Source organism: Enterococcus moraviensis ATCC BAA-383 (assembly GCF_000407445.1).
Taxonomy (GTDB): domain Bacteria; phylum Bacillota; class Bacilli; order Lactobacillales; family Enterococcaceae; genus Enterococcus_L; species Enterococcus_L moraviensis.
Window position 1 is genome coordinate 344,357 of sequence record NZ_ASWB01000004.1, and the last position, 25,240, is coordinate 369,596.

The 25,240-nt window shown below is 36.8% G+C and carries 21 protein-coding genes; 17 read left to right on the forward strand and 4 right to left on the reverse strand.

Annotated elements, in window-relative coordinates; all coding sequences use genetic code 11:
- Positions 1-548: 548 nt before the first annotated feature.
- The 7 genes from I586_RS15095 to I586_RS15125 all read left to right on the forward strand — a co-directional run bounded on the left by I586_RS15095 (position 549) and on the right by I586_RS15125 (position 8,429).
- Positions 549-872, forward strand: a complete 324-nt coding sequence (locus I586_RS15095) for a nitrous oxide-stimulated promoter family protein (RefSeq protein ID WP_010763741.1) — start codon at positions 549-551, stop codon at positions 870-872.
- Positions 869-1,267 carry a YbaN family protein gene (locus I586_RS15100; RefSeq protein WP_010763742.1) on the forward strand — a complete coding sequence of 133 codons (399 nt, stop codon included), beginning with the start codon at positions 869-871 and terminating at the stop codon, positions 1,265-1,267. The genes I586_RS15095 and I586_RS15100 overlap by 4 nt, the downstream gene beginning before the upstream one ends.
- Positions 1,260-2,978 carry an ABC transporter ATP-binding protein/permease gene (locus I586_RS15105; RefSeq protein WP_010763743.1) on the forward strand — a complete coding sequence of 573 codons (1,719 nt, stop codon included), beginning with the start codon at positions 1,260-1,262 and terminating at the stop codon, positions 2,976-2,978. The genes I586_RS15100 and I586_RS15105 overlap by 8 nt, the downstream gene beginning before the upstream one ends.
- On the forward strand, positions 2,979-4,628 hold the full coding sequence (locus I586_RS15110; protein WP_010763744.1) for an amino acid ABC transporter ATP-binding/permease protein: 1,650 nt from the start codon (positions 2,979-2,981) through the stop codon (positions 4,626-4,628).
- Positions 4,629-4,876: 248 nt separating this feature from the next.
- Positions 4,877-6,466, forward strand: a complete 1,590-nt coding sequence (locus I586_RS15115) for a DUF4178 domain-containing protein (RefSeq protein WP_244147893.1) — start codon at positions 4,877-4,879, stop codon at positions 6,464-6,466.
- The gene (gene speD / locus I586_RS15120; RefSeq protein ID WP_010763746.1) at positions 6,456-6,830 is read left to right on the forward strand and encodes an adenosylmethionine decarboxylase; all 375 of its coding nucleotides are present in this window, start codon (positions 6,456-6,458) and stop codon (positions 6,828-6,830) included. Before I586_RS15115 ends, speD begins: the two co-directional genes overlap by 11 nt.
- A 57-nt stretch (positions 6,831-6,887) precedes the next feature.
- Complete coding sequence (locus I586_RS15125; RefSeq protein WP_010763747.1) at positions 6,888-8,429, forward strand: polyamine aminopropyltransferase; 1,542 nt, start codon at positions 6,888-6,890, stop codon at positions 8,427-8,429.
- Positions 8,430-8,495: 66 nt separating this feature from the next.
- On the opposite strand, the gene I586_RS15130 is transcribed toward I586_RS15125, so the two are convergent.
- A complete protein-coding gene (locus tag I586_RS15130; RefSeq protein ID WP_010763748.1) occupies positions 8,496-9,083 on the reverse strand; it encodes a hypothetical protein in 588 nt (195 codons plus the stop codon).
- Between the two features lie 421 nt (positions 9,084-9,504).
- Between I586_RS15130 and I586_RS15135 the strand changes: the two genes are divergently transcribed.
- The 3 genes from I586_RS15135 (at position 9,505) to I586_RS15145 (ending at position 13,164) form a co-directional block, all read left to right on the forward strand.
- A complete protein-coding gene (locus I586_RS15135; protein ID WP_034702662.1) occupies positions 9,505-11,046 on the forward strand; it encodes an ABC-F family ATP-binding cassette domain-containing protein in 1,542 nt (513 codons plus the stop codon).
- A gap of 290 nt (positions 11,047-11,336) precedes the next feature.
- Positions 11,337-12,173 (forward strand): GNAT family N-acetyltransferase, encoded by an 837-nt coding sequence (locus I586_RS15140; protein WP_010763750.1) that lies wholly within the window; start codon positions 11,337-11,339, stop codon positions 12,171-12,173.
- A 178-nt stretch (positions 12,174-12,351) separates the two neighbouring features.
- A complete protein-coding gene (locus I586_RS15145; protein ID WP_010763751.1) occupies positions 12,352-13,164 on the forward strand; it encodes a helix-turn-helix transcriptional regulator in 813 nt (270 codons plus the stop codon).
- A gap of 147 nt (positions 13,165-13,311) precedes the next feature.
- On the opposite strand, the gene I586_RS15150 is transcribed toward I586_RS15145, so the two are convergent.
- A complete protein-coding gene (locus I586_RS15150) occupies positions 13,312-13,788 on the reverse strand; it encodes a hypothetical protein (RefSeq protein ID WP_010763752.1) in 477 nt (158 codons plus the stop codon).
- A gap of 266 nt (positions 13,789-14,054) precedes the next feature.
- Between I586_RS15150 and I586_RS15155 the strand changes: the two genes are divergently transcribed.
- On the forward strand, positions 14,055-15,149 hold the full coding sequence (locus I586_RS15155; RefSeq protein WP_010763753.1) for an acyltransferase family protein: 1,095 nt from the start codon (positions 14,055-14,057) through the stop codon (positions 15,147-15,149).
- Positions 15,150-15,230: 81 nt separating this feature from the next.
- On the opposite strand, the gene fabI is transcribed toward I586_RS15155, so the two are convergent.
- On the reverse strand, positions 15,231-15,983 hold the full coding sequence (gene fabI / locus I586_RS15160) for an enoyl-ACP reductase FabI (protein ID WP_010763754.1): 753 nt from the start codon (positions 15,981-15,983) through the stop codon (positions 15,231-15,233).
- A gap of 304 nt (positions 15,984-16,287) precedes the next feature.
- On the opposite strand from fabI, the gene fabF reads away from it, so the two are divergent.
- A complete protein-coding gene (gene fabF / locus I586_RS15165) occupies positions 16,288-17,526 on the forward strand; it encodes a beta-ketoacyl-ACP synthase II (protein WP_010763755.1) in 1,239 nt (412 codons plus the stop codon).
- 2 nt (positions 17,527-17,528) lie between these two features.
- Positions 17,529-17,963, forward strand: coding sequence for a 3-hydroxyacyl-ACP dehydratase FabZ (gene fabZ, locus I586_RS15170; protein WP_010763756.1), 435 nt, complete (start codon positions 17,529-17,531; stop codon positions 17,961-17,963).
- 54 nt (positions 17,964-18,017) lie between these two features.
- On the opposite strand, the gene I586_RS15175 is transcribed toward fabZ, so the two are convergent.
- Positions 18,018-19,694, reverse strand: coding sequence for a PucR family transcriptional regulator (locus I586_RS15175; protein WP_010763757.1), 1,677 nt, complete (start codon positions 19,692-19,694; stop codon positions 18,018-18,020).
- A 169-nt stretch (positions 19,695-19,863) separates the two neighbouring features.
- Between I586_RS15175 and I586_RS15180 the strand changes: the two genes are divergently transcribed.
- The 4 genes from I586_RS15180 (at position 19,864) to I586_RS15195 (ending at position 25,238) form a co-directional block, all read left to right on the forward strand.
- Positions 19,864-20,754, forward strand: a complete 891-nt coding sequence (locus I586_RS15180) for an oxamate carbamoyltransferase subunit AllH family protein (RefSeq protein WP_010763758.1) — start codon at positions 19,864-19,866, stop codon at positions 20,752-20,754.
- 349 nt (positions 20,755-21,103) lie between these two features.
- Positions 21,104-22,654: an acyl-CoA synthetase FdrA gene (fdrA, locus tag I586_RS15185; RefSeq protein WP_010763759.1), complete on the forward strand. Its 1,551-nt coding sequence runs from the start codon at positions 21,104-21,106 to the stop codon at positions 22,652-22,654.
- On the forward strand, positions 22,651-24,075 hold the full coding sequence (locus I586_RS15190) for a YlbE family protein (protein ID WP_010763760.1): 1,425 nt from the start codon (positions 22,651-22,653) through the stop codon (positions 24,073-24,075). The genes fdrA and I586_RS15190 overlap by 4 nt, the downstream gene beginning before the upstream one ends.
- Before the next feature lie 20 nt (positions 24,076-24,095).
- Positions 24,096-25,238 (forward strand): ankyrin repeat domain-containing protein, encoded by a 1,143-nt coding sequence (locus I586_RS15195; RefSeq protein WP_010763761.1) that lies wholly within the window; start codon positions 24,096-24,098, stop codon positions 25,236-25,238.
- The last annotated feature ends 2 nt before the right edge of the window (positions 25,239-25,240 follow it).

Sequence of the window (25,240 nt, forward strand, 5' to 3'; positions counted from 1 at the left end):
TCAGAGATAAATGTTGTTACCAAAGCATATAAATTACCATGCGTTTTAAATTTTTTAGTTGTTTTTTCTTTGTTCATTGTAACCCTCCTTTAGGTATAACGTAATAATAAACGAATTAAGAAAAAGACAACATCGATAAAGAATGTTTTTTTATTACAGTTTTGAAATATTGAAAGAAACAGGAATTGGAAAATTGAAAAGTTACGCATGTTATTTTTTAAAGGGATATAAGGATAGAAGAAGAAAGGCTACTGATAATCATTCTCAACTACTCTATCATGTGTTATACTGAACAAGATGAAGTAGAAGAAACAGTTGCTTCTAAACTCTAGAAAAAGGCAAACACTAAAGCACCTCAGTTAGTATTTGCTATTTTTCTATCAGAGCTAAATGAGCCTGTTACGCTTTTAACTATCTAGCTACACAGGCTATCTCTTCGGAAAAAAGACAAATAATAAATGAGGTAAAAAACACCTCAGTTAATATTTGCTATTTTTCTATCAGAGCTAAACGAGCCTGTTACGCTTTTAAATTTGGAGGTTATTCAATTGAGGCAAAGGAATTCTGGTCCTATTATTTTGGAAGAGATTCGTTTAATGGAGGTTATGATTCGAGTTTATTATCATAAGCAAGAGGATGAGCTGATCCCAGAAGATAGGATGTTGAATTATGCAAGGACACGCTTGGAATTTTGTCAGTTTGGAGAGCGCAAAACCACTTGTCAAAAATGTCCTGTTCATTGTTACCAACCTAAATATAGAGAACAAATGAAAAAAATCATGCGTTATTCGGGGCCGCGGATGTTGTTCAAACATCCGATTTTGACATTTAAGCATGCGTATCGAGGATTGACAAGGAGTGTTGAAAGATGAAGAGATGGTTATTTATTGTATTAGGATCAGTGATGTTTGCTTTAGGAACGTTAGGCATCTTTTTGCCATTCTTACCGACAACTGTTTTTTATTTGTTGACGGGATTTTTCTGGATAAGAAGTTCGGATAAGTTGCATCAAAAATTTACAGGCTCACAAGGTTATCAAAAATATGTTCAAGAAGCTTTAGTGAAGAAAAAAATAACAACAAAAGGAATGATTCGCATGTTCATGATGTTGTTAATTGTTTTTTTGATACCTGCAGTAATAGTGAATAACTTAGTCATGCGCGTTACTCTGGCTGTCGTTTATGTAGCGCATGTCATCGGGTTGACTTGGTATTTAAAAGGAAAGAAAGAAAAAACGGTATCTGATATAGGTGATATAAATGATTGATAAAAGACTGTTTCGTTTAACAGATAAAACCAATCTGTTTAAATTAGTGATCGCACGACTTTTAAATCTTGTGTTGTCAATTTTTATGTGGTTAACGATTGCTAAGCAATTGGCCAATTATTTAAATAGTGGGAAGGTAGACGACAAGAGACTGGTTGTAGTATTGATAGGGGTATTGCTTTTTAAAATCCTGTTGACGAAATGGATGGAACAATTGACCTACCAAGCCTCTTCAGAGCTTAGATTAGCAATGAGAAAAGCGGTGATGGAAAAGGCCTTTCGACTAGGAAACGGACAAGGACAGCTATCTGCAGCTTCACTTGCACAACTATCTGTAGATGGAATCGAACAATTAGAGATTTATTATGCTCGCTTTTTACCGCAATTATTTTATTGTTTATTTGCCTCTTTATTGATTTTTTTATCATTAGTTGGATTTGCTTGGCAGCCAGCTTTGATTCTTTTAGTCTGTATGCCGCTGATTCCACTGGTTATTATGAGTGTGATGAAAATTGCAAAACGAATTTTAAGTGGCTATTGGAATCAATATACTGATTTAGGTGCTAAATTTCATGAAAATTTAAGTGGATTAAGTACGTTGAAAGCTTACGATCAAGATGAAATCAAACAAGTTGAAGCGGCCAATGATGCAGAGAAATTTAGAAACGTTACGATGAGTTTACTTTCAATGCAGTTAAATTCTATTACGATCATGGATATTGTTTCTTATTGCGGAGCGGCAGTAGGAATTGGATTGGCATTATTTGCGTATCAACAAGAGCAGTTGACACTTGTGGGTATGCTGATGTTTATTTTATTGAGTGCGGAATTTTTTATTCCGATGCGTCAATTAGGTTCACTATTTCATGTTGCAATGAATGGTATAAGTGCATGCAAAAAGCTATTCACCTATTTGGAGCTGCCAGAACAAGAATATGGAGAGGTTACGTTGTCATCATCTTTGGATCAATTAAAAATAGAACACGTTGATTTTCGTTATGCTGGGTCGGAAGCGTTGGCATTAAATGATGTATCATTACTCATCAAACGTGGGGAATTTACGGCTTTTGTAGGGCAATCAGGTTCTGGGAAAAGTACGATCGTAAGGCTGTTGTTGCATCAATTATCTCAATACGAAGGAAGAATTTACTGGAATCAGGATGAGCTGAAGACATTATCACAAGAAACGATTCAGCAAACGGCGAGCCTTGTTGATAATCACGGCTATCTCTATCCAACGACCATCAAAGAAAATTTACTTTTAGGAAATAAAAAGGCTTCTGACGATGAATTATGGCAAGTATTAGAAAAAGTTCAATTAGCTGATTTTGTGCAACAGTTACCAAAAAAACTATCAGAACCTTTGAATGAAAATGGGGCTAATTTATCTGGAGGACAACGTCAGCGTCTACTATTGGCCAGAGCGTTACTCAAGGATGCACAGTTGTATGTTTTTGATGAAATAACTTCGGGGATTGATTTGGCCAGTGAGCAGATTATATTGTCTTGTTTGCAGGAATTGGCTAAGACAAACAGTGTTATTTTTATTTCCCACCGGCTATACAATGTCTTGGAAGCGGATCAGGTAATTGTTTTTGAGGACGGTCGAGTGATTGAATCGGGCAGTCCAGCTCAGCTTCAACGCGAATCTGTTTACTTTAAAAATTATTTCAAACAAGAGCAAGCGATGATCAATGGAGGTGAGCAGTAGATGAAGGAATACAACTTGATTCGTTGGCTGTTAGCGTTCGTTCGTCACGTAAAAGGGAAAGTATTATTGGCTGTAACACTTGGAATCATTAGTAACTTGTCTGTTGTTGCGATTCCGTTGATTGGATTACATGAGGTATTGAGAGTGACAATGGGGCTAGCTGGGCAGCCGATGCAAGCCTTACTATGGATGGTGATTTGTGGGGTGATTCGAGGAGTCACACGTTATTGTGAACAATATTTGAACCATGATATTGCCTTTCGATTACTAGCTGAGATTCGTCAAGAAATTTTTGCGACGATTCGATCATTGGGGCCAGCCAAACTAATAGGGAAAAAAAGTGGTGATTTAGTGACAGCAATCACGACAGATGTTGAAGCATTAGAAGTATTCTTTGCCCATACGATTTCTCCTGTTTTGATTGCAATTGGGACGACCGTAATCACGGTCAGTTATCTTTGGCAATATAGTGTGTTGCTTGGGCTGATTTTATTGTTAGGACAATTGATTGTCGGAATCGTTATTCCAGTTGTTGGCTATCGTAAAAGTCGAGCATTGGGAGATGACTACCAGAAATCATTTGTTGAGTTGAATCAAACGGTGATGGAAAATACTGCTAGTTTACAAGATATTACCCAATATGCCATTGAAACAGAGCAGCTAGAAAAATTAACTAGTGCAGGTGATCAGTTGAATGTCCAGTATAAAAGAAGACTTGCTCAAGAAAGCCAGCTTAGGATTTTAAGTGAGATTGTCATTTTGACAACAGCGGTTTCTGTGCTAGTAGTTGGTGTAGCCGTAAATTTGTCTGCTGAGGCTGTACTGACAGCAACTGTTTTGAGTTTAAGTTCGTTTGGTTCTGTATTGGCTTTGAGTGGGTTAGGCAGTGCGTTGTTGACAACGTTAGCAAGTGGTCGTCGGTTATTTGCCTTGACAACTGAGCGACCAGATGTTGATTTTGCAGCAAGTCACAAGGGAATTACTGAATTTGAAAAAAGTTCTATAGAGAACGTTTCATTTTCATATGCAACGGAGCAAAGAGTAGTTCTTTCTGATCTCACTCTTTCAATTGAAAAAGGGGCGGTCATTGGGATCGGCGGTCAAAGTGGGAATGGGAAAAGTACGTTAGTGAAATTACTGATGCGCTATTGGGACCCACAATCTGGGCGAATCATGTTTGATCAAACCAATGTAAACGATCTTCAAGAAGAATCTTTACACCAAATTGAAGGCGTGATGGAGCAAGCAACATTTATTTTTGAAGATACTGTGGGGAATAATATTGGTTTAGGGAAAAAGCAAGCGACTCAAGAAGAGATCGAAGCGTCTGCTAAAAAAGCTTCGCTTCATGAGTGGATCATGTCTTTACCAGAACAATATGAGACCAAAATCGGTGGCAATAATCGGAGTATTTCAGATGGTGAACGCCAGCGGATTGGTTTAGCAAGACTATTTCTTCATGATGCGCCATTCTTACTCTTAGATGAGCCAACAAGCAATCTAGATTATTTAAACGAACAAGCGATTTTACAAGCACTAACAAGCGGGATGATGGATAAAACAGTGCTATTGATTTCGCATCGTGATACAACATTGAGCATCACCGATCGTCGATATGACTTATCTGGTGGTACGTTATTTAAACAATGAAGAATGTAAATAGTGCGCTAAGGTGCTAAATAAAGACAAATTAAGACATCGTAGGGAAAACGCCTCTTTGATTAGATTATCTAATCAAAGAGGCGTTTTATTTGTGGTACTATCGTCATCACTAGATAGGAAGAAACGTAGCGAAAAAATTTAAATACTTCATTCTAGATTGCATATTTTTCTCACCTTGTTCTTATGATAAACTAAAGAGGAATGGATAAAAATAAAGGAGAAATACGGTGAATAAAATGAATTATGACATGTTGGTTGGGGAAGAGGTAACGGTAGAAGCGATACGCTATAAAATTACCGGAGTCATTGAATTTCAACAAGGGAATTATTACTGGCGCGAATTCAAATTGGTTGGAGAAAATCAAGAAATCAAGTGGTTGAGTATTGATAAAGATAATCCAGCAGAACGTTACAGTTTGTTTCAAGGAATAGAAGCTTTTTTTAGTTTGAGTACACCAGAGTATGAAAATGAGAAATATACATTAGCAGAGTCTGGAACGGCAACAGTGATTGCAGTCGAAGGTGAGGTAGATGCTGAACGTAACGAACGAGTGACGTTTAAAGAATTTTATGCTCAGACGAATGAACTGAAATTATTAAGCTATGAAAAATGGTCAGATGAGTCAGAGTATAGTAGTGGGAAAATCATTTCTGCTTCCCAAGTAGAATACCATGGAGAAATCACCGAAAGCAGTCGAACTGAAAAAAGGAAAGTCGAGCTATCCACACTAAAAAAACTCAAAAATGGGCAGGAAATAGCAATTGGCAGAACAATTTATAAAGTTGTTGGGTGGGCCAATTATCACCAAGGGAGCTATTCTTGGATTGAATACAGATTATTACCAAAGTCTGGTAAACAAGAAGCTTGGCTAGTTGTAGAGCCTCAAGGGGATAAATACGTACTTAGTCTATTCAAAACAATTGGAAACAAACAAGTTTCATTGAATACGACAGGCTCCCAAGTGAAATATAAGAACAAAACCTACAATATTGAAGAAACAGGAACCGCAATCGTCACCCGTTCAGCTGGGGATGTTGATTTTGACCCGAATGAAAAAGTCAGATTTACAGATTTTACGAATGAAAAAAAAGAGATCTTATCAAAAGAGCAATGGTCGGATGGTATTGAATACTCTTTCGGTCGGATACTGCATGATGCTGAATTTGAGTTATTAGAATATGTCGATCCACCATTTTGGAAAAAAGAAAAAGTCAAAAAAACGATGCTGATCAGTTTGATTGGACTCGTTATCCTTTTTTTCTTTGCTTTATCAGAAGGTCTCATCCATTTTCCACAAGCTACGATAGAAAAGCAAATGCGAGAATCAGCGATGTACGAAGAAGTGACAAATGTTACGTTTAAAGACCCTAGTAAGACTAAATCAACAATTTATAAAAGTGATTTAACTGTGGATCAAACCTGTGAAAACTTAATAGAACTAGATCCTGAACGGATATTATATGTAACGACGGATAAAGAAAATATTGAACAAGGGGAAAAAATGATCCAGACGAAAAAGGAAACAGTTTTGGTTTATATAGGAGAAGATCAAGAAACCTATATTCAGATTTTTCCTAATAAAGATTATCAAAATAGTTACAGTTCATACCATGCAGCCAATCATAGCCGTTTGCGTTCATTTTATGTGAATAGTCGAAATTGGGGGAATAACCAAGGAACAACGCAACAACCCAAAAATTATTCAGATGGATCGGTAGAACGTTCGATCGATACAACGCATTACAGCGGGGTCGTTGCTTCGGCGAGACAAAATAGTATCAATGCAAGAAAGCAAGATGGCGGAGGGACAGGTTTTGGTAAATAAGATACAGCAACATGAGTTTAGTGGTACACACGTTTTAGCGGAATTTTACGGGGTAACTATTCCGTTATTTGATCAACATGAAATAGAAACGGTTGTGAATAAAGCTTGTTTAAAGGGGCATGCCCATGTAATCAAACAAGAGGCTGCTACATTTGCAAATGGTGGGTATACGTTATTTGCATTATTGAAAGAGTCTCATTTATCGATTCATACTTATCCAGAACATCATGCAATCTTTATTGATGTTTTTACGTGTGGAAAGGCAGACTCAAAAAAAGTTGTAGAAGAACTAGCAACCTATTATCAACCAACATCACTCACTCTTAAAACGGTTAAGCGAGGGATAAAAGATGACGAGGGGTAAATTTATTCTTAGCGATAATCATTATTTGAAAAGTAGTCAAAAGGGGAGGGATATCGCGTGCTAGAAGAACATCATGGGGAAAAAATAGAGTTTAAGATACGTCCGTTGTTGTTTACCACACTGATTATTTCAGGGTGTTCAATGATCTACGAATTGATCATAGGGAGTCTAGGGTCCTATTTATTAGGAAATAGTGTAGTGCAATTTTCATTGACCATCGGAATTTATTTATTTGCGATGGGAGTAGGAAGTTATGGTTCGAAGTTTATTCATCAGCACTTATTTGATTATTTTGCTAGTTTAGAGGTCATTGTTGGATTGTTAGGGAGTTTTTCAAGTATTATTTTATTTCTTTGTTATATTTATACAGATATCTATTCAATCGTGATGTATGGATTAACGTTTGGGATTGGATTTTTTGTGGGTTTAGAGATTCCTTTGTTAGTAAGAATCATCGAACAGCACGATAAAGTATTGAAAGATGAGTTGGCGAATCTTTTTGCGTTTGATTATATCGGTGGTCTGCTAGGATCATTGGCATTTCCGCTGTTATTATTACCTCAATTTGGCTATATCACAGTAGCCTTTATTACAGGGATCTTGAATATTTTAGCGGCAAGCGTGATTGTTTTTAAATATGATGCGCACCTAAAATGGAAGAAAAGTCTTAAAACGGTTATCGTCGCATCGCTTATTGTGATTGTTTCTTTCATCTTTTTTGGCAATCGTTTGACTAATTTTTTAGAAGGTGGCTTGTACGAAGATCAAGTTATTTTTTCTAAACAAACCTTATATCAAAAAATCGTTGTAACGAAACATAAAGATGATTTACGAGTCTTTTTAGATGGAAATACACAGTTTTCTTCAATCGATGAAAAAAGATACCATGAAGCGCTAGTCCATATTCCTGTTGGATTAACAGGTCAGCCGAAAAAGGTCTTGTTACTTGGAGCAGGGGACGGTTTAGCTGCGCGAGAATTATTAAAATATTCATCTATAGAAAAAATTACGCTTGTTGATTTAGATGAAGAAATGGTTGAACTTTGCCGGACAAATCCGGAGATTTCAAAGTTGAATGAACAGTCGTTGGATAACCCAAAGGTTGAATTGGTTTATGAAGATGCGTTTACTTTTTTAGAGAAGAATAAAGAACAATATCAGGTCGTGATCGCTGATTTACCTGATCCAAACAATGAATCCTTGAATAAATTATACACAACGAGTTTTTACCGTTTGGTCAACCGAAGTTTGACTGAAGAGGGCATCATGGTCACCCAATCAAACAGTCCATTGTTCACAGGAAATGCATTTTGGTGTATCAACAAGACCTTAAAAGAAGAGTTTCCCTATGTTGTACCGTATCATCTTTATGTTCCTTCCTTTGGCGATTGGGGATACAACTTAGCCTCAAAGACCAAAATAGAGCCAGCAAAAATAAAGCTGGATCAGTTGGACTTATCTTATTTAAATGAGCAAACGTTACCAGTCTTGTTTAGTTTTGCCGAAGATGAAAAGAAGGACTTAGCCAAATTAGAAATCAATACTTTATTTAAACCAAAATTATTTGAATACTATGACAGTGACACAAGCAAACTCTGAGTGATAGGCTCGTTCATTGAAATTCTTAAAAGCAACGGATTACGAAAATCGTATAGTACTTAATATTTACTGGATGATAAAAGAGGTTATTTCGGAAATAGGGGCATTTTTTTGATGGTTTTTAAAGCGAAAGATAGCTGAAAAATAAACTTTATCACCTGTTTTTGTTGTTAGGATACCATGTGCTGCTCCTTCTTTTCCGTGTGTTAGAATCGATTTTATTTCTAAAGTACTAAGCTCTTTTTGTTCTTTGAGGATCATTTTTATAAACAGATCTTTTCCTTCTAATGGTTGTTTCCCTGGCACGATCCAATAAAAAGAGTCAGAAAGGATGGTGTTTAATAAAGGCAGATTTCCAGAAGCGGCAGCGATTAAATAATCTCGAATTATTTTTCTTTTTGGTGCGTTATCGCAATTTAATGAACCGATTACAGCGAAGTTTGTTTGGGGAACAGTATCATCACTAGAAGGCAATTGAAAAGCTAAATTCTGATCTTTCAAAGCTTTTTCTAAAATCGTTAGTGCTTTAGGACCCACGCCATGTATTTTTAAAAGAGATGCTTTATCTAATGTGCTCACTTGTTCAAGGGTAGTAATGCCGATTGCTTCAAGTGCATGTTTAGCGGGTTTACCGATACTTGGTAATTGCGTCATCTCCGTGCCTCCTTCTTTGATTTAGTTATTTTCTCTATTATATAGTTATTTGTGTCGATTTAAAACGATGCAAGTCTAAAATCAAGTGGCTAATATCTGAATTTGACTATTTTTCTTCAAAATGGTAGAGTACCTTTGAGGAAGGTGTTTCAAATGTACGTATTATATATTTCAACTCTTAGCTCCCTACAACTTATGTTTGATGAAGTGTTGTATGGAGCTTAATCGGAAAGCTTATGAGCTTTTCTTATTCATCAGTAAATTTTGTATACTAAAAAAATAGCATCTATTTGCTATGTATTTAGTCTGCTTATTTACTGAAGGATATATAGATTAAAAGGCCCTAGACATTTTGTCTATGGGTCTTTTTTGTATGTTCTTTAGTAAAAATCTAGGAAACCACATGAAAGAGGAAATTAAAATGGAATTATTACAAGTCAAAGATTTAACTTATGCAGTACCTGATAAACAGCTTTATGAAAACAGTTCATTTACGTTAAGAAGTCACGAACATATGGGCATCGTCGGTAAAAATGGTGCAGGAAAAAGTACCTTGTTGAAGATGCTTTTAGGGAACGTTTTACCCGATGCAGGAGCAATCATATGGAATCCAGCTGCTACATTAGGATATTTAGACCAATATGTGGATATGGATCAATCGCTGACGATCAACGAATTTTTAAGATCAGCTTATCAAGAATTATTTGCCACAGAACAAGAAATGTTGAAACTTTATGAGACATATGGTGAAACGGGCGATGACCAATTGTTAACAAGAGCGGCAACCTATCAAGAAAATTTGGAAATGAAGGGATTTTATGAAGTTGAAAATGATATCAGCAAAGCAATCACAGGGCTTGGCATCAGTGATGCTGATCAAACATTAGCTGCATTAAATCGTGGGGATCAAATCAAGGTCATCTTGGCTAAATTACTATTGGAAAAACCATCTGTCTTAATTTTAGATGAGCCAACCAACTATTTAGACCAAGAACATATCGAATGGCTGACAGATTATCTAAACGCATTTGAGAATGCATTTATCATCGTTTCCCATGATACAGAATTTTTAAGTAACATTGCAACCTGTATCTGTGATATTGATTTTGGTTCGATCAAAAAATACCATAGCAACTACACTGATTTTTTGAAACAAAAAGCGCACTTAGCCGAAGCCTATCAAAGTCAATTTGTAGCCCAACAACGAAAAATCAAAGAAACAGAAGCCTTCATTCAGAAAAATATTGCAGGGATCAAAACCAAAATGGCGCAAGGTAGAAGAAAGCATTTGGAGAAAATGGATCGTTTGAAAGAACCAGAGAAAAAGATAAAATCTAATTTTTCTTTTAAACTGATGCCCCAAAGTTCACCCAATGTTTTGACGATTGACGAACTAATAGTAGGGGACAAGGAACCGGTACTGACTGTACGTGATTTACAAGTGAAAAAAGGCGAAAAAATAGTACTCACTGGTGCAGATGGTTTAGGAAAATCAACACTGATAAAAACGCTTCTATCAATAGTGCCAGCGATTTCTGGAAAAACACATTTTTCACCACAGGTTGTTCCAGGATACCATTCACAAGATATAGAGTGGGAAAATACTGATTGGACACCGATCGAAGCGCTAGCCAATAAATACACGAAACTTACGTATGAAGATGTTCGGCGAGAGTTGGCTAAGTGTGGCTTGAAACGAGAAACTGCTTCAAAAAATATTTATATGCTAAGCGGTGGGGAACAATCAAAAGTGAAATTATGTGACCTAACGATGCAACCAAGCAATTTCCTGATTTTAGATGAGCCAACCAATCATTTAGATGTGGATTCGAGAAAATCCCTACAAGATGCTTTAAAAACGTTTAGAGGCAGTATTTTGCTCGTTTCAAATGATGAAGAGTTTTATTCACCAATCGCAGATCAAGTATATACCATTGCGGATAAACATCTTCTGAAGCAGTGAGGTGAACGCTGAGGCTGTTGACTGGATGTAAAACGACCATCTCTATGAATTTTAGTGGACCAGACAAGAAATTCCCAAGGTAAAAACGCAACAACTTCTACACTGAATTTTGATGTTCAAAAGTGGAATGTTAAAGTGCTAATTAGCTACACAAAAGAAAGAAGTCTTTCATATTGAACGCTCAGATAAACTTCTTCCGCTATTAATAACTTCATTGTGTCTAAACCCTATGAATTTTTCTAATTTAGTTTATAGTTAAAAGAACAAATTAAAATTCAAAGGAGAACTAAATGTTCACAACAATTGAAGAAGCTAATTTTCAACAAGTAGTCGATACATGGAATCAAGGATTTAGCGATTACCTATTACCGATCAATGTCGATCAAAAAGGCTTAGAGCAAAGAATCCAATCATTAAAACTGTCCAAAAAACTTTCTGTTCTCTATTCAATCAATGGTGAATTTGCGGGTATTATCTTGTTAGGTGTACAGACTTTTCGAAATATAAAAGTGATGTGGGTCGGTGGAATGGCTGTAGTTCCGAAATATCGCCAAAACAAAGTTGCCTCCAAATTGATGAACTACGCTGAACAGATGGCAAAAGAACATCACTGTGAGCATTTACTCCTCGAAGTGCTTGAAGCCAATGAACGGGCGAAACATTTATATCAAACTAAAGGGTTTCAAACTATAAATGAGTTAGTCGTTGGGGAGGTTGTGTTACCCCCTACGACAAATAAAAAAAGTAAGATTCACTTTCAACCTATCGCACCAAAAGAGCAAGTAGTGAATGAAAATAAATGGACACCTTGGCAAAACCGCTGTATTTTTTCTGATAAAAACTATACTATTTACCAAGAGTCAGCTAAAATTGGTTCGATCAGTTTTAATGTGGTGGATGAATCTTCTAGCAAAAACTTGATCCTAAAACAACTCCATTTATTTGAGCAACGAGACGTATTCTTAGTAGAGAACATCCTAACTACTTTAAAAGAGCAAGAAAACAGTGATAGCATCAAAGTAACCAATTTTGATAAGGAAACGTCTGAATATGCTGTACTTGAAAAAATCGGTATGAGCATACAACTCACACAATTTCAGCTAGCAAAAAAAATTGTTCAATCATAGTAACCCCAAAAATATAACTAGGTTTGTTTTAGCGAATAAACCTAGTTATATTTTTTTGCTGAAAAGACTGTTAAATAAAGGAGCAATGTATCGTTGCATGCCTCCCTATTGTATAATAAAGGAAAGCAACGTATTTATGCGCTAAAGATGCTGGACGCTAGAAAGTAGGTGGACTATAGTGACTGTAGAAATGGGGAAACAACTAAAAAAATTCCGTCAGGAGCAAGGGGTGTCTCAACAAGAACTAGCAGATTACTTGTCTATCTCCCGGCAAACAATTTCCAAATGGGAGTTAGGAAAAAGTCTTCCAGATGTTGAAAATATTATAAGACTTTGCGATTATTTCAATATCAGTGCAGATGTTCTAATCGGACGTAAAAAGCCTAGTTTTTTTGAAAACTTGTTCAGAGGAAAAGAAAGAAGGCAAATGCCTATGGATCAAGAGAAAGAAAAAAAGAACAATGCAGTATTTTATAGTGCCTATGCACCAGATATCGAACCACTGATTCTAGCGGGGCAGCGAGTGAACACATTTGTGAAAATTGAAGAGAACATTTTGCCGCACGCTACTTTTTCTAAATTAATGGGGTATGCTAATTGTTTATGCAACTTTAATGGCGAGAAGGTCTCAATTGATCAAATCGGGAAATTTGAATGGGTTGTAAATACTCCAATAGAAAAACCAATCGTTGAATTTTCACTTCAAGATGTTTTGGAGATAAAGCTACAATTTGGTAAATATTTTCGGAATGTTGGCGGTAACTTTGTGACATTGATCGATATTGTGACCAAAGACCAAACGTATTCTTTTTGGGTAGAATCTTTAAAAATCGCCTATGTGATTTGGCATCATGAAAAATTTAAGAACGTAAAACTCAACGTAGATAAAACATTCCAAAAAGCTTTAAACTTATCCAATGAAGAAGAGGCAGTTGCCGCAATTCGCAATGATGCAAAAAACATTCCCTTATTCTACAGCAATTCAAAGTGAATCATATAGTTTAGAAAAGAGCCGGTGTGTACCGTCACTTTTTTATTTATGTAAGCTTAGTCTAAAAAAAGTGATCTTGCTGCAGTAGCACAAGATCACTTTTGATTTTATAGAACACTATAGTTTCGACTCTATTTTGAAAAAAGTTTAGCTATTCCTTTTTATAGTTAAATAGTCTTCACGAGCCTTTGTTGAATCTTCTTTCATCGTTGGATATGCTTTTTTTATATCGTTCGCAGTAAGAAAAAAGAAAATAATAGCTACAATTTCAAGAGGGAAGACAATCAAGCCCATTAGACCCAAAGATACATCCCCTGTTCCTCCACTATAGATTTCAGAAATCATTAAGATACCAATGAGAAAGCCAATTGCTTCTGCGACATACATGATTATTGGGGCCACATATTTTCTTTTAGATACAAGTGTTAATTTACGTACACCAATATGTGCTAAAATCGTAAACACAAAGATAATCACGCCGACTGAGTTTAGATCTATTCCTAAAAAAGACAAAATAAATACAGCAATAACAATGATTGGAATGCCCAAATAGTATCCATATACTTGGTACGGCCTAACATTGTCTTTCATTTCTTTTTTTGCAACCTTCAAGTGTTCTTTCATAACAAACATCCTCCTTAATTTTAAAACCATTTGTTATTATACCATTCTTGATATTCCAAATTCTAGATAGAAATAGAGAGTTTGAGAGGCAATCAAGGAACAAAATGCAACTATACATAATAAATAGAAAGGTGTTTTTTTTTTGAATCATTTAAGCGATGTCAAACCTCAAGTAGTATTAAAAAATCAGCCTCAGTACTGATATATCATAAAATAGACTTTGTTATAATAAAAACAAGAGAAAAACATTGAGAAGTAGGGGTGTTATGAGGGTGGGAACTATTGATAGGGTGGTTAAAGAAAAAAAAATAAGTACTCAAGGCATTGATTTAGTTAAATATGCAGCAGCAATTTTAGTGATTTGCTTCCATTGTGAAAGAATTTTTCAAGATCCGGCAATCAATCATTTATTTAAGAATGTATTTTGTCGATTTGCGGTTCCATACTTTTTGATTTCTACAAGTTACTTTGTTAGAAAAGGACAGAATCAATCACCAGATTACATAAAACACTATATCAAATCGTTAGGGAAATCGTATTTATTTTGGAGCTTGCTCTATTTGCCAGTAGGCTTTATGTGGATCCAACAAAATTATTCTCTTGACCCAATGCTGTATCCAGTTGCCTTAATAGTAGGTTTCTTTTATACAGGAACGTATTATCATCTATGGTATATTCCAGCTATGATTTTTGGCATTGTTTGTGTTCAGTGGCTACTTAAAAAGACAGGGTATGGCTTACTGTTTGTACTTGCAGGGATAACATATGGATTTGGTACACTAGAAACGTATTATGCCTATATTGAAAATGAACAGTTGAGAAATTTTTTTGATCAGTATTTAAGTAACTTTATCACTACGCGTAATGGTTTATTTTTCGCATTGATATTTGTAGCAGTGGGTTTTTTCTTATGGGATCATCAAGAGAAAATCATTCGTCTTCAGAAGTATCTGAGTAGGCTTCTAGCGGTGATGGGGTTATTGTTAATAATAGAAGGTAGTGTGGTTTATGCGAACGTTGGAATTGATAAGAATTTCATGTGGATGTTAATTCCGTTTACTAGTTGTCTTTTTTGTTGGAGTTTGTTTATAAAAGTAGATAGGAAAATCGATGTAAAGCGTTTGAGAGAATTAGGTAAGTATTATTTTTTCATTCACCCACTGTGCATTTTGTGGACAGCAAGTTTGGTAAATAACTATGCATTTCTAAGTAATACGTGGCTACAGTTGGTTGTAACACTGAGTGCGACACACATATTGAGTTCATTGGCAATAACATTGGTTCAGCAACTACCCTATTACTATTTCGATCTACAACTTATGCTTCAAGTAAATCGAGCGTATCTACAAAAACTTATTTAAATGAATGTAAAACAGTTTCTATGAAAAGTGAGGCTGAGATAAAACGCCCAATCGTCTATCTCAGCTTCTTTTTCTAGTTTTTTACGTAAGGTGAACGCCCTTATCCACATAAATAATATCCCCTACGATACCAGCAGCTAATTCACTGACTAAAAAGGCACACGTATTCCCTACTTCTTCGATCGTTACACCAGCTTTATCTGGCGTACGGCCTTCGGAAATTTTGATCAATTGATCGTAATCTTTTACGCCTGTGACAGCAAGTGTTTTGATTGCACCTGCTGAGATGCCATTCACACGGATTTTATCAGCAGCAAATTCATAAGCTAAATATTTTACGGCTGTCTCTAAAGACGCCTTAGCGATGCCCATCATGTTGTAGTTTGGAATGGCTCTTTCAGAACCTAGGTATGTCATCGTTACGATACCAGCGCCTGGATTTAGCATTGGCTTAGCATGATGTGCAACAGCTAACAATGAGTAACTACTGATGTCTTGCGCTAATAGAAAACCTGAACGACTGATATCACTGACATTTCCATCTAGTTCTTCTTTGTTGGCAAATGCAATTGCATGGACTAGGCCATCGATTTTTTCATATTTTTCTTGAATCGTTTGGAAAGCTTGTGCAATCGAGTCGTCAGATGCCACATCACATTCAACAAGTAAATCTGTAGGTTCAGCTAATTTTAATAATTGCTTTTTCATGCGTTCGTTTTGGTAAGTATAAATAATATCTGCACCTTGTTCTTTTAATGCTTTGGCACATCCCCAAGCGATACTTCTCTTGTTTGCTACGCCCATTACGACGATTTTTTTATTTTTTAAAAACATATGGATTTTTCCCCTTTTAAAATTATTTTTAGTGTGTGAAAAAGGTCTCACATCTTAACAAAATCGTACGATCTGATTTTATTTAAGTTGACGGATAAAATTGCAACTGGTATTATCTGTGTTGAGAAAGATAAAAAATTTCTCTAACGAATAAACAACACCTGTACAGACATTTTATCGGATGTCTGAATTATTAACTAAAATACTTTGAAAGTCAAACTATTTTACTTAAATTTAAACAAAAAAGTGGTGTTTACGCAAGTTTTTTTTAATTTGATAGTCAAAACAATAGTGGAGGTGCACGATGAAACGAGTTGTAATAACAGGAATGGGAGCAGTGACTCCTTTAGGAAATACGGTAAAAGAGTATTGGCAAAATTTAGTCAATGGGAAATTAGGAATCGCTAAAATCACGAAGTTTGATTCTGAAGATACAGGTGTAGCACTTGCAGGTGAAGTAAAAGATTTTGACCCGAGTGAAGTTCTTGATCGTAAGGAACAAAAACGGATGGATCTATTTTCACAATATGGTTTAGTCGCTGCAATGGAAGCATGGAATATGAGTGGCTTAACGCAAGAAACAATCGATCCAAAGCGCTTTGGCGTAATCGTTGGTAGTGGTATCGGCGGGATGACGACCTTACAAGACCAAGTAAGAGTTATGGATAAAAAAGGTGCTAAACGTGTGACGCCATTCTTTGTACCAATGGTGATCGCAAATATGGCTTCAGGAAATATTTCAATCAAATTAGGTGCAAAAGGACCTTCTCAAACAATCGTAACTGCTTGTGCATCTGCGACAAACGCAATTGGTGAAGCATTCCGCACAATTAAATATGGCTTGGCGGATATGATGATCACAGGTGGAACCGAAGCGACAATCTGTGAAATCGGAATTGCTGGGTTTGCTGCGTTGAGTGCGTTGAATACAACAGAAGATCCAACAAGAGCGTCGATTCCGTTTGATAAAGAACGCCATGGATTTGTGATGGGTGAAGGTGCGGGCATGTTGATGCTAGAAGAACTTGAGCATGCGCAAAAACGTGGAGCTACGATCTTAGGTGAGATCGTAGGATACGGTAGTAATTGCGATGCTAGTCATATGACAGCGCCGCTAAAAGATGGTAGTGGAGCGGCAGATGCTATTGAATTGGCTCTAGCTGAAGCGTCGATTGATGCTTCTGCTGTAGGCTATGTCAATGCACATGGGACATCAACACCAGCAAATGATGCGGCCGAAACCGCAGCTTTAAAACGTGTCTTTGGTGAACGTGCCTACGATATTCCAATTTCGAGCACGAAAAGTATGACAGGTCATCTCTTAGGAGCGGCTGGAGGAATTGAAGCAATTGCTTGTGTGAAAACGTTACAAGAAGGTGTTGCACATCCAACAGTTGGCTATCAAGTAGAAGACCCTGAATGTGATTTAGATTATGTAACAGCAGGCTCACGTCCTGTACAAGCAGACTATGCAATCAGCAATTCGTTTGGCTTTGGCGGACACAATGGCGTTATTTGTATGAAGAAATGGGAGGAAAACTAACAATGACAAGATTAATGAATGCAACAGAAATTATGGAAATGATTCCAAACCGTTACCCAATTTGCTTTATCGACTATGTGGATGAAATTATTCCAGAGAAAAAAATTATCGCGACCAAAAACGTTACGATCAATGAAGAATTTTTCCAAGGACATTTCCCTGGAAATCCAACAATGCCAGGTGTTCTAATTATTGAAGCATTGGCACAAGTTGGGTCGATCTTGATTTTAAAAATGGAACAATTTAACGGCGAAACAGCGTATATCGGTGGGATCAATAAAGCCAAATTCCGTCAAAAAGTTGTTCCTGGTGATGTATTGAAATTACATTTTGAAATCGTAAAAATCAGAGATTATGTAGGAATTGGAAAAGCGACAGCTTTTGTTGAAGATAAAAAAGTTTGTGAATGTGAATTGACGTTTATCGTAGGTAGATAAATAAATAAACAAAAAAGTCGAAACTAACAAAATGTTTCGGCTTTTTTGTTTATTTTAATGATGCAATTCATATAATTTCAACGCCAATTGCAAGGCGAAAGTATTTTTTTCTTGCTCTAAATCCACAGGTATTAGGCTTTTGATCTTTTCAATCCGATAAAGCAACGTATTTCGATGGATAAATAACGCTCTTGACGTCGTAGCGATATTTAAATGATGAGCCAAGTACGCTTTTAATGTCGGAGTGAAATGTGTGTTATTCTCTTGATCATAGGTCAATAATGTATTTAAATAGTGTGCGTAGAATTTTTTTCCTTGTTCTTTTGAAATGGAATCAACTAAAAAGGAATCAAAGTAAAAATCATTAAAAAAATAAATTTTCTCTTCTTTTAAGTCACCTTCAAGCAATTGGATGACTTTTTTTGCTTCTTCAAAACTTTGAGCCAATTCAAAGATAGGCAAAGTTGAACCAATCGTACAGAAAATCTCTCGTTCAGAGTGCCCTTGTTGTTCCAAATACATGCGGATCCGTTCGGCTGTATCAGACACTTCGTTATGGGTTTTTACAGAACTTAAAGTACGGTCAGTTCCCAAAAGCATGACAAGCTGATTTTTACGACTGAATAGATGAAGATGAGAGAACCGATTCGTCGTATACGTTGTGAGTGAGGACAACAAGCTTTTCATCAAGCGATCTTCTGATTGTTTCTTTTGCATCAAAGAGGTAGAAGTTTGACCAAATGATTGAATCGATAAAATCAACACTGTATAGTTCAAGCTTGGATCGATTGTCGTATCGTAAGCAGCTAAAGCCTCCACATCTTTAATTTGTCCAGATAACAATTGATCGAAGAAATCACGGCGAATACGGTTTTCTGTTCGTTCAATCTCAAAAAGGCGCATTTGCTCTAGTGCAAATGCCATTGAACCATTTTCTAAGGCAACATAATCAAGGTCAGTTAACGGACGCTGAGTTTGATAAACCAAAATAAATCCATAATGGATCGTATCAAAATAAACGGGCATGATCACGCAAGGATGTTCTTGTTTTTCAACAAAAATCCCACGCGTAATTGGTTTTTGGATCCGCTCAAAGTCTGTTGGTAAATCGGTAAAAGTTTGAACAGGGAAGCGAAACGTATTCCCTGTTTTTTCAATAGTTGCTTGAATCAACGGTTGTTTTTCGTCACTCACAGCATTCACCGACCACTCTGTATCCACTAATACAACTGGATTGTTCACCATTTCGGCTAAACCAGCAGCGATTTTTGTCATTCCACCACCATGTAAAGAAATTTCAAAAAACTGGGAATGAATATCTAATGAGGCTTGATTCAACTCATTCATTCGACCAGAAATTTCAGCCATAACAATATTCATAATCTTTGAAAAGGCAATTCCATAAGGGATTTCAATGATTGGTAAAGCGAGTTCATCAGCTAAATCACGTATAGATTTTGGAATTTCTTTCAAGTAAATATGTGGCTTGATACAAATCGCCGAACAGTTGATTTCTTTAAAACGTTGAATAAATCGGCGTTGGATTTCTTCATTTTCACTAAAAAAATAGCCTGAAGTAATCAACAATTCTCCAGCCGACAACCAATCGGAAGCATCTGGATTGTCTAGGATATTCACACCAGTAATTTCATTTGTAAGACCATTTGCTCCAGCGACTAATTGGAACGTTTTGAATGGAGCAAGCTGTAAGAAGCTTTTGACCGTTAACATAATACACCATCTTTCTAGTTCGTGAGGTTAATACATCAACTATACGGCAATTGGTTAAAGTGTACAACTGAAAAAGAAAATATTCAGCTATTTTATCTCTTTTTGAAAAGGCTTTCTTAATGTAAATTGAATAGTGTAAAGAAGATCAATCAGTGAGGAAGTGAGTAAGATGCTTACGTACCAATCCCTATCTGGAGCTGGAAATTTCTTGCATGAAATCCAAGAAAAGTCGTGGAAAGGAGAAATTCACAGTGCGTTCAACCGGACGATAAATATTATTTCTGATTCTGGAGAATTGTATACGATAGCGTCAGAGGAATTGGATAATGCGCCCAATACTTTGAGGGTGAGAGGATTATTTAATAAGGGGCCGAAAATCACTGTTAAAACACCTGTTTATTCTCGGAAGGATCAGTTGATAATCGGAAAAACAGTTGCCGTTACGATTCAAAGTGCAAGTGAATGGCGATACCCACAAATTGAATTTCCAAAAAAACAAGCGTATTTCAGAGTCCGTAACCGTGTAGCTCAAGTAAATGAGTGGATGATGCAATTAGGAAATACTGGAGGCTATTTATTAAACAAAACACAGGCTACGACTTACGAGAAAATGATCCATGTAATGCTTTTACAAGAATCGGAACAACTATTAGTACATTTGAAGGAAAAACAGTTGTTTCAAGCGATGAAACAGTTGAATCGTGTAATTGGATTAGGCCCGGGCTTAACACCATCCGGCGATGATTTTTTAGTAGGACTCGCACTTATTTTTACGACGGTAAATTATCCATATCATTCTTTAAAGCAATGGCTGGACAATAACCGAAATGAACTAAAAAAAAGGACGAATATCATTAGTTATTCTGCATTAGATTGGGCAATCAAAGGCGTAGCTAGAGAACGGCTCGGATTATTTTTAAATGAATTATTTTACGGCGAAAGTGATAGTCTTCTGAAAAGAAAAATGATTGATGTACTGGAAATTGGTTCAACATCTGGTGGAGATATCCTGACAGGGATGTTGGCAGGAATAAAATTGACGATGGAAAGTAGCAGGTGAAACGTTGTTACCATGTGTTATCTAGCTGCACAAATCAATCCTTAGGAAAATAGATAAATTGTCAGTGAAATAAAGAGCATTTCAATGCCAATTTCCTAATTTTCTACAGGATTAAACGATTTGTTACGCTTTTATTGTTATCTAGCTACGCGAGCTAACCCTTCGGGAAAAAGATAAAAATAGTTTGTGGTAAAGAGCACCATAATCGATTTTTCCTATTTTCCTGTCAGAGTTGAACGAGCCCGCTTCGCTTTTGCTTTGAAACACAGTGAATAAAATGAACTGATGTTGAAAAGTACAAGGTGTAGCGTAGCGAAACGTTGTTACATATATATAAGGAGGAACCAAAATGACAATCAGTATTAAAATTCAACCAAATACCTACATTGATTCAGTCTCATTAATGGCTTTATCAACGAAAGCCAATCAAATAGCTGGGGTTGATCAAGCAATTATTGCAATGGCAACAGAGATGAACAAAGAAGTGATGAAAAATGTTGGTTTGTTTACCGATGAGATTGCGCAAGCGCAAACGAGTGATTTAGTTATCGCATTAGATGCAAAAGAAGAACAGGATTCACAGGAACTGATCAAACAAATCGAAACATTGATGACGGAGAAAAAAGCCAAGACTGCTAATCAACCTACAGAACAGTATACAACGATCGAAACCGCGAAAAAGAACATTCCAGAAGCAAACCTCGCTGTGATTTCAGTTAATGGTCAATATGCTGCTCGTGAGGCTAGAAAAGCGTTGAATAATGATCTGCATGTGATGATGTTCAGTGATAATGTCAGTGTAGAAGAAGAAATTGAGTTGAAGGACTTGGCGCATGAAAAAGGATTACTGATGATGGGCCCTGATTGTGGCACAGCGATTATCAATAATGTGGGGTTGTGTTTTGCTAACAAGGTACGCAAAGGAAGTATTGGGGTTGTTGGAGCGTCTGGGACTGGTAGTCAAGAAATCAGTGTGCGCATCCATGAGTTTGGTGAAGGGATTTCTCAATTGATTGGAACGGGTGGACGTGACCTGAGTGAAGCTGTCGGCGGAAAAATGATGCTCGATGCGATCGATGCTTTAGAAGCAGATCAAGAAACAAAAGTGATCGTTTTGATTTCTAAGCCACCAGCAAAAGCTGTGGAAGAAAAAATTCTTACTAGAGTCAGAAAAGCGGAAAAACCTGTTGTGATTTGGTTTATCGGAAGTGAAACTAGAGAAAATGAAGAAGGTATTTTCTTTGAAAAAATGTCTAAAGCCGCCGCTTTGAGAGCTGTTACTTTAGCAGGGATCGATCAGAATAAATTAGATGTCCATCCTTTGAACTTACCCTTGATTGATGAAGTTCGAGAAAAATTGAACTCGGAACAACAATACATTCGTGGTTTATTCACAGGTGGCACTTTATGTGATGAAGCAATGTTTACTGCTAAAGAACGTTTTTCAGATGTGTATAGCAATATTGCAACAAATCAAGAACATCTTTTGTATTTCGGCGATCCAAGTAAAGCCCACACTTTTATTGATTTCGGGGCAGATGAGTTCACGAATGGCAAACCACATCCAATGATCGATCCTTCTAATCGTATCGCTCGTTTTAAAGAAGAGGCGGCGGATCCTACGGTTGGCGTGATTCTAATGGATTTTGTACTAGGTTATGGAGCGCATCCAGATCCCGTTGGTGCAATGTTACCTGCGATGAAAGAGGCAAAAGAACATGCAACAGCGAATGGTCGTCATCTAGAAATCATCGGCTATGTGCTGGGGACAGATTTAGATAAACAAAATATCGATGAGCAAGTTGAAAAATTGACATCAATTGGTGCAACGTACGCTAGCAGTAGTCAAAATGCTGGATTATTAGCAAGAGAGTTTGTTGTGAAAGGAGCAGAACAATGAGTAAAATAACTGAATTATTCACTGAAGAACCAGTCATTATCGATCTTGGGATCGAGTCATTTCAAGAAGAATTAATCGAACAACAGGTACAAGCGACGTATTTAAATTGGGCCCCGCCAGGACAAGGGAAAGCAAGTATTTTAGCCGCTTTAGAAAAAATTGAAACGCCAGAGAATTTGGAAAAAATCAAAAAAGCAAACGAAGAAGCAGTTCATCGAATCATTTCTTCTCAAATTTCCTTGATTGGGTATGATCAAGCAATCAATGTTGTGCCAGGGATGACTAAAAATACAATTTTACATGCAGGACCGCCGATTACATGGGATAGAATGAATGGCCCAATGAAAGGTGCTGTTAAAGGCGCAATGGTTTTCGAAGGACTAGCGAAAAACCTAGACGATGCTGAAAAGGTTGCAGCTTCTGGTGAAATCATTTTTTCTCCCTGTCATGAACATCAATGCGTTGGATCAATGGCAGGTGTTACCTCTGCATCAATGTATATGCACATCGTAGAAAATAAAACATATGGCAATTTGGCATTTACAAATTTAAGTGAGCAAATGTCTAAAATCTTGCGAATGGGTGCTAACGATGATAGTGTAGTTGAACGTTTGATTTGGATGAGAGATGTTTTTGGTCCGATTTTAAGGGATGCAATGAAATTGTGTACAGAAGGAATCGATTTAAAACATATGCTAGCGCAAGCGGTACACATGGGAGATGAATGTCATAATCGTAATAATGCGGGTACCACACTGCTAATTCAAGCATTGACTCCTTATATTATTCAAACAGATCATTCGATCGAAGAAATGAAAGAGGTTTTTGATTTTGTGGCAAGTAGTGATTATTTTTCAGGTCCAACTTGGATGGCGATGTGTAAAGCAGCGTTAGATTCAGCTGTAGGAATTCCTTATAGTACAGTTGTTACAACAATGGCGAGAAATGGTACAGATTTTGGCATTCATATCAGTGGTATCGAAGGTAACCCATGGTTCGTTGGTCCATCGCAAAAAGTTATCGGTCCGATGTTTGCAGGGTACAAGCCAGAAGATGCAGGTCTTGATATTGGAGATAGTGCCATCACTGAAACGTATGGTATTGGTGGCTTTGCAATGGCTGCAGCACCAGCAATCGTAGCGTTAGTTGGTGGAACGATCGAAGACGCTTTACGTTTTTCGACAGAAATGCAAGAAATCACAACTGCTGAAAATCCTAATATCACGATTCCAACGTTAGACTTTATGGGGATTCCATCAGGAATTGATAGTTTAAAAGTAATTCAAACCAATACATTACCGATCATCAATACAGCTATTGCGCATAAAGAAGCAGGGATTGGCATGATTGGAGCTGGGATCACGCATCCGCCAATGGAAGCTTTTGAAAAAGCAATCATTGCATTTAGCGAACAACTATAAAAATAGAAAGGAGTAAAACGATGGATACAGTAAAAGTAAATCAATCATTGCTAAAGGCAGTAACATCCGGGCAAACACAACAAGTTATACAACGATTAAACGAAGGCTGTGATGTTTCTGTAACGGATGAAGAGGGGCGCTCCCCGCTAATGATTGCAGTGCAACATAATCAATTAGAGATCGTGAAAGAATTGTTGGTGTTTGGTGCAGATGTGAATCAACGCGATAATACGCAATTAACACCATTTATTTGTGCAGCGGCCAACGGTTTTGATGAAATCCTAAATGAGATTCTGCAATCTGGGCGAGCAGAATTAGCATCTGTCAATCGTTTTGGCGGTACGGCACTTCTTCCATCAAGTGAAAAAGGGTACCTAAGAACCGTTCAATTGTGTTTGACTGCAGGAGTGCCTGTTGATCATGTGAATCGTTTAGGCTGGTCAGCGTTATTAGAGGCTGTAATTTTAGGAAATAGTGGTTTTTTATACCAAGATGTGATCCGTGAATTGGTACAGCATCAGGCAAATGTGGCCCAAGTTGATGGCACTGGCAAAAATGCTTTGATGTATGCAAAAGAAACGGCCGATGAGGGACTTTTGGCTATCTTAGAAAAAAAAGAAGTTGAGGCACCGATTTTTAAAGAGGTACGTGCCTATTTAAACAATGGAGACTTACAAAAAGCTCTAACAATATTAGACGCACAAGATCAAACTGATTTAGAGGTTCTCTATTATTTAGGGTATACACACCAACGATTAAAAGAGTTTAAAACAGCAATCACTTATTATGAAAAAGGCTGGAAAAAAGATCAGCAATTTGCCTTTTATATAGGAAATAGTTACCGCATGATGGGTGAAATAGACAAAGCGCTTCAAACGTATGATCACGCAATCAAAACAGATCAGAGCTTCTTTTATCGTTATCATAAATCTAATTTTTTAAGAGAATTAGGCCGTCATGAAGCAGCAGTCAAACTGATGGATGACTTGTTGGGTGACTATCCTGAACGAGTTGATTTCTATTTTCATAAGGCAAACAGTTTACGTAGTTTGAATCGCCATCAAGAAGCCGCAGAGGCGATGGAACAAGCGATTCAACTAAGTCCAGAAAATCCATTATTTTCAGAACACCTTGCACAATCACTTCAGTTAGTAAAAAACTAAAG